The sequence below is a fragment of the Streptomyces sp. M-16 genome (assembly GCF_052114405.1).
Lineage (GTDB): Bacteria > Actinomycetota > Actinomycetes > Streptomycetales > Streptomycetaceae > Streptomyces.
In genome coordinates this window covers 1-16,026 of record NZ_JBFRER010000200.1, presented here as the reverse complement: position 1 = coordinate 16,026, position 16,026 = coordinate 1, and the positions used below count along the sequence as shown (strand labels likewise).

At 71.5% G+C, this 16,026-nt stretch carries 18 protein-coding genes and 2 pseudogenes; 8 read left to right on the top strand and 12 right to left on the bottom strand.

Going from position 1 to position 16,026, the window contains the following annotated elements; translation table 11 throughout:
- Nucleotides 1–242: hypothetical protein (locus AB4039_RS40540; protein ID WP_442272214.1), on the bottom strand; the 242-nt coding region annotated here is incomplete at its 3' end.
- Nucleotides 243–432: 190 nt separating this feature from the next.
- Here AB4039_RS40540 and AB4039_RS40535 point away from each other — a divergent pair.
- On the top strand, nt 433–888 hold the full coding sequence (locus tag AB4039_RS40535) for a CAP domain-containing protein (RefSeq protein WP_442273134.1): 456 nt from the start codon (nt 433–435) through the stop codon (nt 886–888).
- Between the two features lie 169 nt (nt 889–1,057).
- On the opposite strand, the gene AB4039_RS40530 is transcribed toward AB4039_RS40535, so the two are convergent.
- Complete coding sequence (locus AB4039_RS40530) at nt 1,058–1,684, bottom strand: pentapeptide repeat-containing protein (RefSeq protein WP_266840892.1); 627 nt, start codon at nt 1,682–1,684, stop codon at nt 1,058–1,060.
- Nucleotides 1,685–1,825: 141 nt separating this feature from the next.
- On the opposite strand from AB4039_RS40530, the gene AB4039_RS40525 reads away from it, so the two are divergent.
- On the top strand, nt 1,826–2,272 hold the full coding sequence (locus tag AB4039_RS40525) for an SRPBCC domain-containing protein (protein ID WP_266840894.1): 447 nt from the start codon (nt 1,826–1,828) through the stop codon (nt 2,270–2,272).
- Nucleotides 2,269–2,457, top strand: a pseudogene (locus tag AB4039_RS40520) (helix-turn-helix domain-containing protein); the annotation flags it as partial. The gene AB4039_RS40525 and the pseudogene AB4039_RS40520, both read left to right, overlap by 4 nt.
- Before the next feature lie 33 nt (nt 2,458–2,490).
- On the opposite strand, the gene AB4039_RS40515 reads toward AB4039_RS40520, so the two are convergent.
- Entirely contained in the window at nt 2,491–3,339 is an 849-nt protein-coding gene (locus tag AB4039_RS40515) for a helix-turn-helix domain-containing protein (RefSeq protein WP_266840897.1), read from the bottom strand.
- 260 nt (nt 3,340–3,599) lie between these two features.
- Between AB4039_RS40515 and AB4039_RS40510 the strand changes: the two genes are divergently transcribed.
- The gene (locus AB4039_RS40510) at nt 3,600–4,268 is read left to right on the top strand and encodes a DUF4097 family beta strand repeat-containing protein (RefSeq protein ID WP_442273133.1); all 669 of its coding nucleotides are present in this window, start codon (nt 3,600–3,602) and stop codon (nt 4,266–4,268) included.
- Between the two features lie 49 nt (nt 4,269–4,317).
- The gene (locus AB4039_RS40505) at nt 4,318–6,600 is read left to right on the top strand and encodes a DPP IV N-terminal domain-containing protein (protein WP_266840900.1); all 2,283 of its coding nucleotides are present in this window, start codon (nt 4,318–4,320) and stop codon (nt 6,598–6,600) included.
- Between the two features lie 106 nt (nt 6,601–6,706).
- Here the strand turns inward: AB4039_RS40505 and AB4039_RS40500 are convergent, their stop codons facing one another.
- The 8 genes from AB4039_RS40500 to AB4039_RS40465 all read right to left on the bottom strand — a co-directional run bounded on the left by AB4039_RS40500 (nt 6,707) and on the right by AB4039_RS40465 (nt 13,710).
- Nucleotides 6,707–7,072: a toxin-antitoxin system YwqK family antitoxin gene (locus AB4039_RS40500; protein WP_442273132.1), complete on the bottom strand. Its 366-nt coding sequence runs from the start codon at nt 7,070–7,072 to the stop codon at nt 6,707–6,709.
- A 1-nt stretch (nt 7,073) separates the two neighbouring features.
- Nucleotides 7,074–7,949 (bottom strand): immunity 49 family protein, encoded by an 876-nt coding sequence (locus AB4039_RS40495; protein WP_442273131.1) that lies wholly within the window; start codon nt 7,947–7,949, stop codon nt 7,074–7,076.
- Nucleotides 7,946–10,432 carry a hypothetical protein gene (locus AB4039_RS40490; RefSeq protein WP_442273130.1) on the bottom strand — a complete coding sequence of 829 codons (2,487 nt, stop codon included), beginning with the start codon at nt 10,430–10,432 and terminating at the stop codon, nt 7,946–7,948. Before AB4039_RS40490 ends, AB4039_RS40495 begins: the two co-directional genes overlap by 4 nt.
- A 122-nt stretch (nt 10,433–10,554) precedes the next feature.
- A complete protein-coding gene (locus AB4039_RS40485; protein WP_266839868.1) occupies nt 10,555–10,935 on the bottom strand; it encodes a DUF6507 family protein in 381 nt (126 codons plus the stop codon).
- A 46-nt stretch (nt 10,936–10,981) separates the two neighbouring features.
- A complete protein-coding gene (locus AB4039_RS40480) occupies nt 10,982–11,293 on the bottom strand; it encodes a pore-forming ESAT-6 family protein (RefSeq protein WP_266839869.1) in 312 nt (103 codons plus the stop codon).
- 20 nt (nt 11,294–11,313) lie between these two features.
- Nucleotides 11,314–11,646, bottom strand: a complete 333-nt coding sequence (locus AB4039_RS40475) for a hypothetical protein (RefSeq protein ID WP_266839871.1) — start codon at nt 11,644–11,646, stop codon at nt 11,314–11,316.
- Nucleotides 11,647–11,821: 175 nt separating this feature from the next.
- A complete protein-coding gene (locus AB4039_RS40470) occupies nt 11,822–13,198 on the bottom strand; it encodes a PH domain-containing protein (RefSeq protein WP_442273129.1) in 1,377 nt (458 codons plus the stop codon).
- Between the two features lie 20 nt (nt 13,199–13,218).
- Nucleotides 13,219–13,710 (bottom strand): PH domain-containing protein, encoded by a 492-nt coding sequence (locus AB4039_RS40465; protein WP_266839873.1) that lies wholly within the window; start codon nt 13,708–13,710, stop codon nt 13,219–13,221.
- A gap of 31 nt (nt 13,711–13,741) precedes the next feature.
- On the opposite strand from AB4039_RS40465, the gene AB4039_RS40460 reads away from it, so the two are divergent.
- The 3 genes from AB4039_RS40460 to AB4039_RS40450 all read left to right on the top strand — a co-directional run bounded on the left by AB4039_RS40460 (nt 13,742) and on the right by AB4039_RS40450 (nt 15,594).
- The gene (locus AB4039_RS40460; RefSeq protein WP_266839875.1) at nt 13,742–14,884 is read left to right on the top strand and encodes an NADH-quinone oxidoreductase subunit D; all 1,143 of its coding nucleotides are present in this window, start codon (nt 13,742–13,744) and stop codon (nt 14,882–14,884) included.
- 82 nt (nt 14,885–14,966) lie between these two features.
- Nucleotides 14,967–15,182: a hypothetical protein gene (locus tag AB4039_RS40455; RefSeq protein WP_266839876.1), complete on the top strand. Its 216-nt coding sequence runs from the start codon at nt 14,967–14,969 to the stop codon at nt 15,180–15,182.
- A 79-nt stretch (nt 15,183–15,261) separates the two neighbouring features.
- Nucleotides 15,262–15,594 carry a hypothetical protein gene (locus AB4039_RS40450; RefSeq protein ID WP_266839877.1) on the top strand — a complete coding sequence of 111 codons (333 nt, stop codon included), beginning with the start codon at nt 15,262–15,264 and terminating at the stop codon, nt 15,592–15,594.
- Nucleotides 15,595–15,651: 57 nt separating this feature from the next.
- Here the strand turns inward: AB4039_RS40450 and AB4039_RS40445 are convergent.
- Nucleotides 15,652–16,026 (bottom strand): annotated as a pseudogene (locus AB4039_RS40445) (hypothetical protein); the annotation flags it as partial.

The following is a 16,026-nucleotide window of genomic DNA, read 5'->3' as shown; positions in this document are numbered from 1 at the left end:
TCCAGCTGATCCGCGAAGAAATCGCTGTCCGTCTTCACCGGCTTGGTCGTCGCGAACAACTGCGCCGCCTCCGGCGCCGAGTAGAACGCCGACAGGCCCTGGAACTCGGAGTCCACGTTCGACCCCGCGTCACGGAAGGTCCCCGCCGCCGTCGTGATCGCGTTCTTGTCCTGCTCCAACGCGTCCAGGTCACCCGTGAACTGCGGAATCGTGCACGGATTGATCGGTACGTGATCCGTCACTTCTGCCCCGCCCCCAGGAATTGATCTACACGCCCGCAGTCATGTCTACCGGCCGGATCCCGTGAACGCCAAAGAGAAAAAGGGTTGATGGCGGGGTGTGACCGAAAAGCGTGTGAGCTGTCTGGGAATCGGCGTCTCCCGCCGTTCCGTGGTTTCCCGATCCGCTCGGATACGGCGTGGGTGCACCGTGGTGTGTGCCTCATCGTTGCTGGTCCTCTCGGGCGCCGTCGGCGCCGGAGCGGCTACCGCCACCGCGCCCACGGCCGTGGGCACGCGTGCCGTGGTTCCGCTCCAGAACGACCCCAACAAGGTCCTCGAACTCGTCAACGATGCCCGCAAGGCCGCAGGCTGTCCGCCGCTGACCGTCGACCCCAAGGTGGTCGCGGCGGCACAGGAGTACGCCAACGACACCACCACCAACCACACGGGCTCGGACGGATCCAGCATCCAGGAACGGCTGAAGAAGGCCGGGGCGACGTTCAACGCGTCCGCCGAGAACATCGCCTGGGGCTCGGGCGACGAGAAGGTGCACGTCGACGGCTGGCTCGAAAGCGCCGGCCACGCCGGCAACATCAAGAACTGCAGCTTCACCAAGACCGGCGTCGCCGTCTCGGGCAACCGGATCGTCCAGGTCTTCACCGACTGATCCAGCGGACCAGGACGCCGCGCACGGGATCCCGTCGTTCCTCCCGCTTCACGGACGTTCCGCCCCCGGCCCGTCCGGGGGCGGAACGGCGGGACCTCCGCGCTCGTCGTGGGCGACCACGACCGTGGTGTCGGGTGTGGGCGCCGGGGGTCGGCGGTGGGTCTACGCCCTACGGCCGGCGCGGGCCGAGGGGTGCGATGACGCCCGCCGTGGCTCCGCGGGAGCGGAGCCAGTGCTCCAAGTCGGCGCCGGCCAGGGCGTGGTGGGTGCCGGCCGGGTCCTCCAGCCGGGCCGGGCCGAAGACCGTTCCCGTCAGGCCCGCCACGCGGGTGTCGTCGTCCAGGAGCACGCGGAAGGAGTTCTTCCGTAGCTCCGCGCCGCTGAGGTCCGCGCCGCGCAGGTCGGTGTTCAGCAGGGACGCGCCGAGGATGCGGGCGCCGCGCAGGCGGGCGCCGCGGGCGTCGGTCCCGTAGAGCTCCGCGCGGACGAGGTCGGCCCCGTCGAGGACGGCTCCGCGCAGGTCGGCCCCGTCCAGCACGGCCCGGACGAAACAGGCGCCGGTGGCGTCGGCTCCGGTGAGGTCGGCGTCCTGGAGGTGGCAGCGGTAGAAGTCCGTGCCGGTCAGGCGGGCGCCCGCGAGGCGGGCGCCGATGAACAGGGCGCCCGAGAAGTCCGCCCCGGCGAGGTCCGCGCCGCCGAAGTCGAGCTCGGTCATGTCGGCCCCGTAGGGGCTCCCGTCCGCCAGCCAGCGCGCCAGCCAGTGGGCGGCCTCGGGGTCGGCGGCCCGGAGTTCCATCGCGCCCCCCTGTCGGCTTCGTCCCGCCTGTCGTCCGGACGAGGGTATCCGCCACAGGAAGTGCAACCCTCCGGTTGCGTCAGGGGAGGGTTAGGTGCAACCCTGGAGTTGCATCAATGGTGTCGAGGAAAGAGGCTCGTCATGATCCAGGACAGGATCGAACGCGAAACCCTGATCGAAGCGCCGCTGGAGCGGGTCTGGTCGCTGGTGACCGAACCCGGGTTCTGGGTGGCCGAACCGGAGAGCGTGGCCGGCACCGTCGCCCGGGAGGGCGAGTCGGTGCTGGCGAAGAACCCCCAGTACGGGGACTTCCCGGTGCGCGTGGAGAAGGTCGAGCCGCCGACGTACGTCGCGTACCGCTGGGCCAGCGCCTTCCCGGGCGAGGAGCTGCGCGGGGACAACACCACCCTCGTGGAGTTCACCCTGACGCCCGAGGGGGACAAGACGCGGCTGCGCGTCGTCGAGAGCGGTTTCGCGGCGCTCGCCGGGGCCGAGGAACTGCGCGCCAAGGCGCTGGAGGACAACACCGGCGGCTGGCCGCAGGTGCTCGACGCGTTCAAGAAGCGGGCCGAGGAGTCCTCGGCGTGACGGACCCGAGGCCGGGCGGCGTGGAGGGCGCGGAGGGCGTGGATTGCGTACTGGCCGCGCTCGCCGACCCCACGCGACGCCTGCTGCTCGACCTCCTCGCCGCGCGGGGCGAGGCCAGCGCGACCGCCCTCGCCGAGGGGGTCCCCGTCTCGCGCCAGGCCGTGGTCAAGCACCTCGCCGTGCTGGGGCCTCGGCCGCACCCGTGGGCGGGCCGCCGGCTATCCGCGCACCGGGCCCGGCGCGGACGTGTCGGAGGCGTCGGAGGCATCGGCGGTGGCGGTCGTGGCGGTCGCGGCGGTTGTGTCGGCCGTGCGGGCCGCTGCCTGGTCGGCCGGGGTGGTGTCGGCCGGGGTGCCCTCGGGCTTCGGGTGGAGGATGTCGCGCGCCTGGTCGGCGGCGCGGGAGATGCTCTCGGAGACGAAGTCGACGAAGCGGGCGATGTTTTCGAGGCGGACCGCGGCGGGGGTGTCGGGGCCGAGGATGCCGACGCCCTGGCGGGCGGTCTCGGCGAGCACGGCGGTGCCGCGGGCGCTGGCCATCATGGACTGGTACCAGACGTCGTTGTCGGCGACGTAGCGCTCGCGCCGCCGTTCGTCGCGTTCGCGGCGGACGAGGCCCTGGCCGTCGAGGTAGCTGATCGCCTTGGAGACGGACGCCGGGCTGACCTGGAGCCGCTGGACGAGTTCCGACGCGGTGAGGCTCCCCTCGTCGGTGGTGAACAGGCAGGTCAGCACCCGGGCCATCATCGTGGGCATGCCCGACTGCACGAGGACGGTGGTGAACGTCTCCTCGTACGCGCGCAGCGCCTCGGGGTCGCGCCCGTGCGCCGGCGGGGACGCCTGGGGGCTCCGGGCCGCGGTCTGGCCGCGCCGGTGCGTGCGCCGTTCGGTGGCGCGCTGGGCCAGGTCGGCGCGGTAGCCGGTGGGGCCGCCGTTGCGCATGACCTCGCGGGTGACCGTCGAGGTGGGGCGGTCGAGGCGCCGGGCGATCTCCGCGTAGGCGAGGCCGTCGGCCACCCCCAGCGCGATCTGCTGGCGTTCCTGCTGGGTGAGCCTGCCTCCCGGCATCGCGGTCTCCTTCGTGCGTGGCCTGCGGCGGCCCTCGGCGCCCTTCGTGGCCCCGATGCCTCCAGCATAGCGTTCACGTCCAGTTCATTGCAACGTCCATGGTCATGATTGTTGCGTTAAACTCCAAGCCATTGCAACGATATTCGTGATCTGACCTGCGAATATGCCATTTCCTCGCAACGAGTCTGTTGCCTGTCTCGCGAACGCAACGTAGCTTTTGCGATGTCGGAAAACGAAGCCGGTCGAAGGAAGCACACGCCATGCAGAAGTTCCAGACCCCCGCCCCGATCTCCACCGTCCTCGACGTCCCCGCCGGGCGCGTCCGTTTCATCGCCACCGACCGGGACGACACCACCGTCGAGATCCTGCCCTCGCACGCCTCCAGGAGCCGCGACGTCAAGGTCGCGCAGCAGACCACCGTCGACTTCCACGACGGCGTCCTGCGGATCACCACCCCGGAGCCGAAGAACCAGGTCCTCGGCGCCACCGGCTCCATCGAGGTGACCGTCCAGCTGCCCGCCGGCTCCCGCGTCCAGGCCAAGGCCGCCGCCGGCGAACTCCGCGGTGCCGGACGCCTCGGCGAGGTCGCCTTCGAGGTCTCCCAGGGCTCGATCGAGCTCGACGAGGCCGCGGGCGCCCGACTCGCGGCCCTGGCCGGCGACATCTCCGTCGGCCGCCTGCGCGGTGACGCCGACATCAGCACCCAGAAGGGCGACATCCGCGTCGCGGAAGCCCACGAAGGCGCCCTCACCCTGCGCACCCGGGCCGGCGACGTGAGCGTCGGCGCCGCCCGGGGCGTCTCCGCCTCCCTCGACGCCGGCACCGGCCACGGCCGCATCCAGAACGGCCTCAAGAACACCGGGAGCACCGTCGGCCTCAYCATCCTCGCGACCACCGACTACGGGGACATCACCGCCCGCAGCCTGTGACGACCACCCCTCCCCCCATCGACTCCAACTCCGGCAAAGGGCGCGAAGAATGACCACTGATCAGGACTACCAGGCCGCCGAACAGCTCCTCAGCCGCCCCGCCCGCCCCGGCGAGCTCGTCACCGCCGACAAGGTCACGCCGCAGTGGATCGACGGGGGCGCCCGGTTCTGGTACGCAGTGAGCGACGGCGTCGGCAGGCGCTTCGTCCTGGTCGACCCGGCGGCGGGCACCCGCGAACCGGCCTTCGACCACGCGCGGCTCGCCGCCGCGCTGGCCGACGCCTCGGGGCAGCCGGTCGACCCCGAGGCCCTGCCGTTCGCGGCCATCGACCTCCAGCCGGCCGCGAACGCCGTCGCGTTCCACGCGCTGGGCGAGTACTGGCGCTGCGGCCTGGACGGCTACGCCTGCGAGCGCGCCGAGTTCACCCCGCCCCGCAGCCCCCTGGAGGTCCCCTCACCCGACGGCAAGGTCGCGGTGTCCCGGCGGGGACACGACCTGTGGGCCCGCTCGCTGTCCGACGGCCGCGAGTGGCCGCTGACCACCGACGGCGAGCCCGGCAACCAGTACGGCCCCGGCCCCGACTGCACCGCCAACACCACCCTGCTGGCCAAGATCGGCCTGCCGTACCTGCCGCCCGCGCTGGCCTGGTCGCCCGACTCCACGAAGGTGCTGGCGCACCAGACCGACGAACGCGACGTCCGCGAGACCCACCTCGTACAGGCCCGGCCCGCCGACGGCGGAGCGCCCGTCCTGCACACCCAGCGCTACGCATACCCCGGCGACGAGCACGTGCCGCTGGCCCGCCTGGTCGTACTCGACGTCACCGACGGCACCGTCGTCCGCGCCCAGGCCGAACCGCTCCTCATGCCGCAGCTGTCGCCGATCGCGACGAAGTGGGCCTGGTGGGCCCCGGACGGCACGGCCGTGTACTACCTGGACCGGCCCCGCGACCTGCGCACCCTCACCCTGCACCGGATGGAACCGGCCACCGGCGAGGTCACCGTCGTCCTCGGCGAAAGCGGCGCCACCCGCGTCGAACCCAACCAGTGGGCGTACGAACCGCCCCTCGTCGAGATCCTGGCCGACGAGGTGCTCTGGTACTCGCAGCGCGACGGCTGGGGCCACCTCTACCGCTACGACCTGCACACCGGCGCGCTCCTGGGGCAGGTGACCTCCGGCGCGTGGGCCGTGCGGCAGATCCTGCACGTCGACGAGACCGAGCGGGTGGTGTACTTCACCGCCTCCGGGCTCGTCGCAGAGGATCCGTACCGGCGCACGGTCTGCCGAGCCGCCCTCGACGGCTCCGGCTTCGCCAAGGTCACCGACGACGACCTCGACCACGTGGTCACCCTCGCGCCCGGCCGTGACTGCTTCATCGACTCCGCGTCCACCGTGGACACCCCGCCGGTGACCCGCGTCCTCGACTGGTCCGGCCGCGTCCTGACCGAGCTGGAGCGCGCCGACACCAGCAGGCTCACGGCGACCGGCTGGACCGCGCCGGAACGATTCCGCGTCAAGGCGGCCGACGGCGTCACCGACCTCTACGGCATCCTCTACCACCCCCGCGGCTTCGACCCCGCCCACCACTACCCGGTGGTGGACCACCTCTACCCCGGCCCCCAGGTCACCCGCGTCGCCCCCTGCTTCGACCCCGGCGGCATGGGCCTCGACGCCGAACCCCTCGCGGCGCTCGGCTTCGTGGTGATCGCCCTGGACGGACGCGGCACCCCGGGCCGCAGCAAGGCCTTCCACGACGCCTCGTACGGGAACCTGGCCGACGCCGGCTCCCTGGCCGACCACGCGGCGGCGCTCCGGCAACTGGCGCGGACCCGGCCGTGGATGGACCTGGACCGCGTCGGCGTCCTCGGCCACTCGGGCGGCGGCTTCGCCGCGGCCCGCGCCATGCTGGACTTCCCCGACGTCTACAAGGCCGGCGTCGCCCTCTCCGGCCCGCACGACGCCCGCCACTTCAACCTGGGCTTCGTCGAGACCTACGACGGCGCGGACCACCCCGAAGCCTGGGCCCGCACCTCCAACGTCGACCTCGCGGACCGGCTGGAAGGCAAGCTGCTCCTCATCCACGGCGAAATGGACGACCAGGTCCACCCCGACCACACCCTGCGCCTGGCCGACCGGCTCTTCGCCGCGGACAAGGACTTCGAGCTGCTCATCGTCCCCGGCGCCGAGCACACGTTCCTCGACTGCCTGTCCTACGTCCGCAAGCGCTGCTGGGACTTCCTGGTCCGCGAACTGACGGACACGAAGCCCCCCGCCTACCGCCCGGCCCCGATCGCGATCAGCCCGGCCATGCTCGCGGAACTCTTCGCCTGACAACACGTCCCCCAACCGGCCGCTGCCGCTGCCGCCTCTGCGAAGGCGGCAGCGGCCGTGCGGCGCGGGCGCGGGGGCGGTTCAGCGCGGAGGATGGCACTCCGGCCTATTCGCGATGCCAGTCGCGAACAAGGCGACCTTCCTCGTCCCAGACGGTCTCCTCCTTGAGGGAGTAGACGTCGTCGTCAAAGAACTTTCGGGACTTGAGGATTCCATTGGGGTGCCATTCCCGGAACTCCCCCGCCGCCACCCCGTTGAGGACGTTCCCCCGCAGCTTCAAGGTGCCGTCCGGGTACCACATCTGGGACAAGCCGTTCCTGATCCCGTCGAGGTAGACGTCAAGGCAGACCAATTGCTCACCCTGGTACTCGGCTACCTCGCCCGTGAACACCTCGCCCAGGTGGAGCATTCGATTTCCCAGATCCGTATCGACATCGGGATCGTCGGTGTCGACACGCTGCGCCGGGCTCATTTCACACCTCGAACTCACCGAGCCAGGACCGCTTCAGCAGGTGTACGGGCAGGTAGGGGGACTCGACGTTGACCGGGATCCCGCCGTCGTAGGCGAGACAGGCCACGGCCAGGAGCGCGACCGGCACCCTGCCCTCGATGTCTTCGGCCCGCTCGGGGGTGGCCGTCCAGTACCGCTTGTGGAGTTCCAGGGCCTCCACGAGTGCCGCGTGGAAGCCCTCCTCGTCCTTGCGCAGGAACTTGTAGAAGAGGTTGATCGGCGGGTACGCCACCTGCTGGATGTACTCGCGTCCGGCGATCAGCGCGACGTTCGGGTGCGACCTGTCGAAGGTGGCCGTCAGCTCCTCCACCAGCTCGGGCCGCTTGAGCCAGTACGCCTGCAACGTCGCCACCCAGTGGTACAGGTAGTCGTCGTGGTCCGCGCCCGACGCCCGCAGGACGTCGACCGGCAACTCGCACAGCTCCGTCATCCGCGCCTGGTCACGCGTGATGATCGCGTACCAGAACGCCTCGACCCACGCCGAGGCGCGCGCGTGGTGGTTCGGACCCGTCGCGGGCAGGGTGCGCATCTCGTGGTGAATGCGCACCTGCGTCGCACCCTCGGTCATTCCCGCCGTACGGAACAGCGCGGCCCCCAACTGCGCGGCGTCGACCACCGTCTCCCACGTCGTCAGCTCTTCGGCCGTCGGATCGACCAGCGTCCGGGACTGCACGTGCAGGTCAGCCTGGCTCCAGACCCGCCCGAGCTGACCCGGGAGCACGGCGAGCTCGTCGATGTTCGCGACCAGCCGCTCGTCCTGGCCCCTGACCCACTCCGCGCTCTCGTGCTGGGGGCCGGCGTGGCTCTCCACGATGACCGTCATCTCTTCCCCTGTCACTTGCCGATGTCAAAGCGCTGAATCGTATGCCCGGTGTACGTACCGGCGTTGTCGGCGCCCTTGACCACCACGTAGTCGATCTTGTTTGCCTTCAGCGCGGCATCGAGCTTGTCGAAGAGCGCCTTCTCCGCCGGGTTCGTTCTACCCCGCTTCTCCATCTGCGCGAGGATGTCTTCGAAGTACGCACGGGTGCCCTGCGACACCCGGTCGCCGCCTATGCGCCGCTCACCGAGCTCGGTGCCGACGTTGCCCTTGGCCTCGACCACCACATACCGGTCGCCGTGCTTGTAGACCTGGTCGAACTGGTCGTTGCCGTTGGCCGGACCGAAGACCTTCTCCTCCTTGGCGCCCGGGAACTCCTTCGGTATCGCGTGCTCGCGGGCGATCGCCTCGCCGAACGCCTCGCTCTTCTTGGAGAGCGCCTCGTGGAAGGGCTTGTGGTCGGCCCTGGCCTGTTCCATCGCGGCCAGGGTCTCGTCGGTACCCGCCGCCTTGTGCGCCGCCTTGGCGTCCGCGTAGTCCGTGTGCGGCTTGCGGTCCGCCTGCATGGCGTCCCAGCGGTCCTTCGCCGCGCTGTCGAGCTTGTCGGTCATCTCCTTGGTGACCGTGGGGTGGTCATGGCCGACCGTCTTGGCGTCGGCCAGATAGTCCGGCGGGATCGGCGGCGGCAGCTCCGACTTCGGGATCCACTTGCCCGGTTCGACCTCTACCAACTGCGGCGGGACGAGTCCGGTGTGGTCCGGAACGACCCTCAGCCGGTGTCCGAGCTTGTTGTAGTACTGCTGGCGGTACCCGTCGGCCGGGTCGTTCGCCCGGTGGACCTGGTACTCCATGATCTGCTTGCGCTCGGCGGTCGTGTAGTCGTGCGGGTTGTCCCGGTGCGGCGGGAGCTCCGGGCGCTCGCCGTGTCCGGGAGCCACCGGGCCGGTGCCGTCGGCGCCGTGGCCCGGCTCGTGGCCGAGGTTGTCGGGGAGGCCGGAGCCACCCTGGTGCGGGAGACCACCGCCGCCCTGGTGCGGGATTCCGCCGCCGTCGCCCTGGTGCGGGATTYCGCCGCCGTCGCCACCGTGGGCGGTGCCGCCGGTGGGGGTGGTGTCGGTGCCGCCGTGGCCGCCGGTGGTGCCGCCGGGTTCGGTGTGGCTGTTGTGGGCGCCGTTGTCCGCGGCGCCGCCCGGGGTGTGGTCCGCCGCGCCGCCCGGGGTGTGTTCGGCCGCGCCGCCCGGGGTGTGGCCGGCCGTGCCGCCGGGAGTGTGGGAGGTGACGTCGGCGGTGTGGGCGCCGACGCCGACCGGGACGTTCTCGTGCTTGGGGACCTCGGCCAGGGGGTGGTCGGCGCCCTTGGGGACCGCGGTGAGGTCCTGCTTGGGCAGCCCGTTGTGGTCCAGCAGCTGGTTCGAGGTCTTGTCGAAGTACTGCGGACGGCCCAGCGCGTCGTCCGGGAGACGGACGGTGTCCTCGGGGTGCGGGAAGGTGATGCCCGGGGCGTCCGCCTTCGGGAGGTCCTTCCAGATCACGTCGTCGATCTTCGGGAACGCCCCGTCGGCCTTGCCCAGATTCGCGAACAGGTCACCGATCTTGATCTTGGCGAGGGAACCGGCCTTGCCGATATAGGTGATCGGGTCGATGATCCGGCCCGCCTTGCCCGCCACGCTGAGGATCTTGCCGACCGTGCCCGCCTTCGCCGCCGTACCGGCGCCACCCGTGAACACGGTGGTCAGAACGTTGAAGGTGACCGCCCCGGCGGCGCGGGCCGGGTTCTTGCCCCACTCGTCCCACGCGACCAGCGCCTTGCCCGTCTCCTTCACCGCAGTGCGCGAATCACGGATCCACGGCGGCAGGTCCTTGTCATCCACCATCCAGAACGCGGTGCTCATACCCGGCACCGACATGATCGCCAGACCCGTCGCCAGCTTCGCCAGACCCGTCCACGCCTGAGTGCCCCAGATCCCGTCGACGATCAGACCGTCCCAGACGAAGGACTTCGCCCAGTAACCGATCTCCCACGCCCGATGGGTCTCCTCCAGCTGCGAACCCCACGGCAGGTCCTGCGCCTTGTTCAGGTCCTCGCCCTTGTACCCGTACATGTTCGCGCCGTGCGAACCGTCATCCGCCGTCAGCGGCGCCGCACAGTACAGGGCACGGATCTTGTTCGCACACGTCCGCTCGGCCGCCCAGAACGCCGACACGGCCGCGTTGACGTCGTGGATCAGATCGTTGTTCTCATCGATCTTGTCCCCGTCGTCCTTCCAGTGCTTGTCACCACTGATCTTGTTGCTGAACGTGGAGGCCTTCGCCTGCAGCTCCTTCAGCCGCGCCACGATCGGCCGCGCCTCGGTGATGTACTCACCCAGCGCCGTCGCGGCCGACTCCAGCTGGTCGGCGAAGAAATCGCTGTCCGTCTTCACGGGCTTGGTCGTCGCGAACAACTGCGCCGCCTCGGGCGCCGAGTAGAACGCGGACAGGCCCTGGAACTCGGAGTCCACGTTCGATCCCGCGTCACGGAAGGTCCCCGCCGCGGTCGTGATCGCGTTCTTGTCCTGCTCCTACGCGTCCAGGTCACCCGTGAACTGCGGAATCGTGCACGGATTGATCGGTACGTGGTCCGTCACTTCTGCCCCGCCCCCGGAAGATCGATCTTCGGCTCCTTGAGCGCCTCGTTCTGGGCGTTCTGCGCCTGTTCGATGTTTCCGTGCACGTACGCCGTCGTGGCCTTGATCGCGCCGTTGAGCGAAGCCTCCGTGCGCGCGCTGATGTACGCGATACGGGTCGCGTGGGAGGCCATGAGCTCACCCAGCGCGCCCGCGATCGGGCCCATGCCGCCACCCTCGCCCGCGGTGCTGCCGCCCTCGGTGACCGTGCCGGCGTGCTTGGCCGCCTCCGGCAGCTCCGTCTGGAGCGACTTGCCCGCCGTCTGGAAGCCCCCCGCGGCCGTGATCGTCTTGTTGACGACCCCCTGCACGCCGGACGGCTTGATGTCCCAGTCCATGACCTACCCCCGTGTCCCGTATCCCCGTGATCCGTCCCGCCCGGCGTCAGCCGATGCCGTCCACCGCCGCCTTGGCCTTCTGCAGCGTGGCCTGCGCGGTCGAGTCGTTCTGCTCCAGCGTGCTGCGCACGAGGCGGATGATGTCGCGCACCTCGTTGGCCGCCCGGTTCCAGCGGACTTCCTTGCCGTGGTACTCGTCCGAGACGCCGTCGGCGGTGAACTCGGACATCGCCGCCTTCACCGCGGCGTCACGGTCGCCGAGCACCCGCTCCAACTGGCCGATGATCCCGCCGAGTCCGCCCTGTACCTCCACGGAGGCGGCGATGTCGTACGAGGTGCGGTCCTGGTTCTGTCCCATGTCTGATCGGTCCCCCGGTCTCAGCGCGCGCCGAAGCGAGCGGCGTCGAAATTGGCGGAGCCCATGTTCTGGTGGGCGTTGTCGCCCTGCTCCTGGTCACCGGTGGTGAAGGAGGTGTCCATGCCCTTCTGGCCGCCGATGATGGCGCGCAGCGAGCCGTTCAGCTCCGCGGTGATGGCGTCCGAGCGCCGCTTGAACGAGTCGAACGCGGACCGGCCGACGCCGTTGAACTTGCCCTCCAGCGGGTCCGCCGCCGCGATCAGCAGCTTGATCAGCGTGCCGAGGTCGTCACTGGAGCCACCCGTGGCCTTGCCCAGCTCGGACAGCGTGGTGCTGCCCATGTCGAACTTCATTCACCCACCCCTGACGTGTTGTGCCGTCACTTGCGTCCATACCTGTCTACCGAAGGGACGTTGCGAACACAAACACGGTTTCAGCTGGCCTGAACGTATGTCTGAAAATCGCCCCTCGACTGAATCGCGCCCACCCAACAGCCCTTCCCGCACGGGCTGTACGGAGACCGCCACATCAGGTCATCCAGCGGTCCGGGCGGGCCGCCGCCCGGGAGGTGCGGGAGCGGACCGCCTGAGCGTCCAGCAGGGCGGCGGCCTCCGCCGCGCCCCGCAGCCGGGCCGTGACCGTACCGTTCGCGCCGGTGTCCACATGCAGGTCGGCAACCCCCCACAGGCGCTCCCACGGGCCCTGGGAGAGGCGTACGCTCTGCACCTTCGCGTGCGGAACGATCTCCGTACGCCGGCACAGCCGCCCGTGCCGGGCCGCGAACAGCTGCTCCGAAAGGGCCAGGCCGTACCCCTTCCACCACACCGGCACCACCCACCGCGAGCCCGCACGCGGGGACGGGGCGAAGGCCAGGGCCACCGGGTCCGCGCCCGGCAGCACCCGGGCGATCACGGCATGGGCGGCGGCCCTCGTCGCCACCGGCACCAGCACCCCGTTCTTCGAGCCCGCCACGGCCAGCTCCACCCGGACCCAGCCGCGCCGCCGCCACAGCAGCGGCTCCACGATCCGTACGGTCTGCACCCGCCCCGGCGGCACCGTCTCGTGCTCCCGGTCCAGCAGCCCGTGGTCCAGCCGCAGCCCGTCGGGGGACTCGGCGACCGTCCAGTCGTACTCCGCCAGGAAACGCCCCAGGCTGCCCTTCCACATCGCGCCCAGCAGCGGCAGCACGATGGCCAGCGAGGCCCAGAGGTTGTCGCTGAGCCGCCACACCACCACCGGGGCGACCAGCCCGGCGGCCAGCGCGGCCCACACACCGAGGCTGAGCAGCATGGAGACCACCAGGTCCCGGACCGGCAGCCGCAGCAGCTCCCGCTGCGGGGCCTCGCCGAGCCCGGCCGCCTCGGCCGGGGCGAAACCGGCCGCACGGGCCAGCAGCTCGGCGCGCAGCCGGGCGGCGTCGGGCTCGCTCAGGAAGGCCAGCTCGTCCTTCTCCTCGGTGCCGATCACGTCGATCCGGAGCTTGGCGACGCCGGCCACCCGGGCCAGCATCGGGCGGGTGACGTCCACCGCCTGGATGCGGTCGAGGCGGATGTGGGCGGCGCGGCGGAAGATCAGGCCGGTGCGGATGCGCAGCTCGGTGTCGGTGACGCGGTAATGGGTGAACCACCAGCTGAGCAGGCCGTACGAGCCGAAGACGAGGAGCAGCCCGGCCAGCGCGAGCAGCCGCAGCCCGAGGGGGAAGGAGCGGACCCACTCCTGGGCCCGCTCGCCCTGCTGGAGGACCAGCCCGACGGTGGCCGTGATCGGCACCCATGCCCGCCGCAGCGGGGTCAGCACGTGCAGCCGGCGCTCCGCACCCCCGGGATCGGCGGCCCCGGCAGGACCGGCGTCGGGCTGCCGCCCCGCCGCATCCCCCGGCCCCGCAGGATCCCCCGGCCCCGGCACCGGCCCCGCCCCCCGGGCCGTCAAAGCCCCGCCGATCGTGCTTCGCCCAGCGCCGTCAGCCGGTCCCGCAGCCGCTCCGCCTCCGCGGGCACCAGCCCCGGGATCCTGGCGTCCGACGCCGCGGCGGCCGTGTGCAGCTGTACGGAGGCCAGCCCGAAGCGGCGCTCCAGCGGCCCGGAGGTGACCTCCACCAGCTGCATGCGCCCGTACGGGACCACCGTCTGCTCCCGCCACAGCACGCCCCGGCTGATCAGCAGGTCATCGGCCCGCTCGGCGTACCGCCAGGACCGCCAGTTCCGCCCGACCATCACCCACCCCCAGACCAGCACGGCCGGCCAGAACAGCGCGCACACCGCCCAGGCGGGCCCGGCCAGCAGCCCCAGCGGCACGGCGGTCGCCACCGTGAGCACCACGGTCCAGATCACCAGCAGCAGCCGCCGCAGCCCGAGGAGCCCGCCCGGCAGGCCCACCCAGTCCGGCTCGGCCGTCTCACCCTTCGTCCCCGTTCCCATCCCCCCACCCTAGGGCTGAGACAATGCGCCCATGACGGAGACCACGGTCGGCATCGGCGGTGCCGCGGAGAGCACCGACATGGTGCTCAACATCGGACCGCAGCACCCTTCCACCCACGGCGTGCTGCGCCTGCGGCTCGTCCTGGACGGCGAGCGCATCGTCAGCGCCGAACCGGTGGTCGGCTACATGCACCGCGGCGCGGAGAAGCTCTTCGAGGCCCGGGACTACCGCCAGATCGTGATGCTGGCCAACCGCCACGACTGGCTGTCGGCCTTCTCCAACGAGCTGGGCGTGGTCATGGCCGTCGAGCGGATGCTCGGCATGGAGGTCCCCGAGCGCGCGGTGTGGATGCGTACGCTCCTCGCCGAGCTGAACCGGGTCCTGAACCACCTGATGTTCCTCGGCTCGTACCCCCTGGAACTGGGCGGGATCACCCCGATCTTCCACGCCTTCCGCGAGCGGGAGGAGCTCCAGGCGGTGATGGAGGAGATCTCCGGCGGCCGCATGCACTACATGTTCAACCGCGTCGGCGGCCTCAAGGAGGACCTGCCCGCCGGCTGGCTCGGCCGGGCCCGCGCGGCCATCGCCGACGTCCGGACCCGGATGGACGTCTACGACAAGCTCGTGCACGGCAACGAGATCTTCCGCGGCCGCACGCGCGGCGTCGGCGTCCTGTCCGCCGAGGCGGTCCACGCGTACGGGGTCTCCGGCCCCATCGCCCGCGCCTCCGGCGTCGACTTCGACCTGCGCCGCGACGAGCCGTACCTGGCGTACGGGCAGCTCCAGGACGTCCTCAAGGTCGTCACCCGCACCGAGGGCGACTGCCTGGCCCGCTTCGAGGTGCTCCTCGACCAGACGCACAACGCCCTCGACCTGGCCGTGGCCTGCCTGGACCGGATGGCGGAGCTGGCGCCCGGACCGATCAACCAGCGGCTGCCGAAGGTGCTGAAGGCGCCCGAGGGCAGCACGTACGCCTGGACCGAGAACCCGCTCGGCATCAACGGCTACTACCTGGTCTCGAAGGGCGAGAAGACCCCGTACCGGCTGAAGCTGCGCAGCGCCTCCTTCAACAACATCCAGGCCCTCGCCGTGCTGCTGCCGGGGCAGCTGGTCGCGGACATGGTCGCGATCCTGGGCTCGCTCTTCTTCGTCGTCGGGGACATTGACAAATAGCGGGAACCGGGCGCTCCCGAGGAGTTCCACGAGGTCCTCTCCACGGTCTCCCGTTGTCGGCGCGGCAGGGCAGACTGGGGGCATGTCCCACTCCCCCCGGCGGGCCTGCCCCGCCTGCGGCCGCGACTGCGCCGTGACGGCCGGCCGGATCGCCCGCCACGATCCGCCGGCCGGCCGTGGGCGCGGCGACCTGGTGTCCTGCCCCGGCTCCCGGGCCCGGGTGGTGCTCGGCGCCTCGGCCCCGGCCCTGGACGGCTTCACCCTCGGGCCGCAGCCGGGCCAACTGCCGCTGTTCTGAGCCCGGCCCGGATACGGGAGCCACGCGGCTGAGTATCCGTACGGATGCCCGGGCGGCCGCCCGGCGGCACGATGGCGGGATGTTCCGGAAACCCTGGTACCACTCCGTCGACCTGCCGCAGCCCACCCCCGCCGCGCGGATCCGCGGCAACGCGGTGCTGGCCGCGCTGCTGTTCGTGCCCGCCCTGGTCCTGGCGAAGGTGCTGGTCCTGGCCACGGAGACCGGCGGCCGCTGCCTGGCGCAGGGAGGCTGCCCGCCGTTCCCCGGCACCGCGTTCCTGGTGCTGACCGCGGCCGCGGCGGTCGCGCTGGCCGCGGCGCTGACCGCGCCGCGGCGGATGCGCCGGGCCGCGCTGGGCGCCCAGCTGCTGCTGGAGGTGGTGGCGGTGGGCCTCGTCCCGGCGTATCCCTGACGGGCCCGCGCGCACACGTCGTCCACAGGCTGTGGACGGCCCCCGCGGCGGTTCCCGCTAGGAGATCGCCGTCCGCAGGCCGACCACGTCGATCGGCTCGGTCTCGTCGTGCGCGGTCAGGTCGATGACCTGGCCCAGCGCGCGCTGCTCGGGCGTGGCCGGCTTGAACTCCGGTCCCGCCGAGGAGCCTTCGGACTCCGCCTTGTGCACGGCGAGGGCCTCGGCACCGACCACGTCCGCCAGGTCCTCGTTCTGCACGGACTCGATGGCGGCACGGGCCTGGGCGGTGGTCTTGGTGCCGAAGAAGTCGAAGCCGCCCTCGACGCGCGAGGCGGAGCGGCGCGGGGACGCGTACGGGGCCACCGTCGCCGCCGGGCGCCGCGCGGGGACCGCCGGCGCGGGGACGCCGCCCGCCGGGCGGCTGTGCGCGCC

What these genes read in the sequence shown, in the direction of transcription:
- AB4039_RS40480 (WP_266839869.1), bottom strand. Translation starts at nt 11,293, where the DNA reads ATGGGACAGAACCAGGACCGCACCTCGTACGACATCGCCGCCTCCGTG.
- AB4039_RS40475 (WP_266839871.1), bottom strand. Translation starts at nt 11,646, where the DNA reads ATGAAGTTCGACATGGGCAGCACCACGCTGTCCGAGCTGGGCAAGGCC.
- AB4039_RS40515 (WP_266840897.1), bottom strand. Translation starts at nt 3,339, where the DNA reads ATGCCGGGAGGCAGGCTCACCCAGCAGGAACGCCAGCAGATCGCGCTG.
- AB4039_RS40465 (WP_266839873.1), bottom strand. Translation starts at nt 13,710, where the DNA reads ATGGGAACGGGGACGAAGGGTGAGACGGCCGAGCCGGACTGGGTGGGC.
- AB4039_RS40455 (WP_266839876.1), top strand. Translation starts at nt 14,967, where the DNA reads ATGTCCCACTCCCCCCGGCGGGCCTGCCCCGCCTGCGGCCGCGACTGC.
- AB4039_RS40500 (WP_442273132.1), bottom strand. Translation starts at nt 7,072, where the DNA reads ATGAGCCCGGCGCAGCGTGTCGACACCGACGATCCCGATGTCGATACG.
- AB4039_RS40450 (WP_266839877.1), top strand. Translation starts at nt 15,262, where the DNA reads ATGTTCCGGAAACCCTGGTACCACTCCGTCGACCTGCCGCAGCCCACC.
- AB4039_RS40485 (WP_266839868.1), bottom strand. Translation starts at nt 10,935, where the DNA reads ATGGACTGGGACATCAAGCCGTCCGGCGTGCAGGGGGTCGTCAACAAG.
- AB4039_RS40460 (WP_266839875.1), top strand. Translation starts at nt 13,742, where the DNA reads ATGACGGAGACCACGGTCGGCATCGGCGGTGCCGCGGAGAGCACCGAC.
- AB4039_RS40530 (WP_266840892.1), bottom strand. Translation starts at nt 1,684, where the DNA reads ATGGAACTCCGGGCCGCCGACCCCGAGGCCGCCCACTGGCTGGCGCGC.
- AB4039_RS40505 (WP_266840900.1), top strand. Translation starts at nt 4,318, where the DNA reads ATGACCACTGATCAGGACTACCAGGCCGCCGAACAGCTCCTCAGCCGC.
- AB4039_RS40525 (WP_266840894.1), top strand. Translation starts at nt 1,826, where the DNA reads ATGATCCAGGACAGGATCGAACGCGAAACCCTGATCGAAGCGCCGCTG.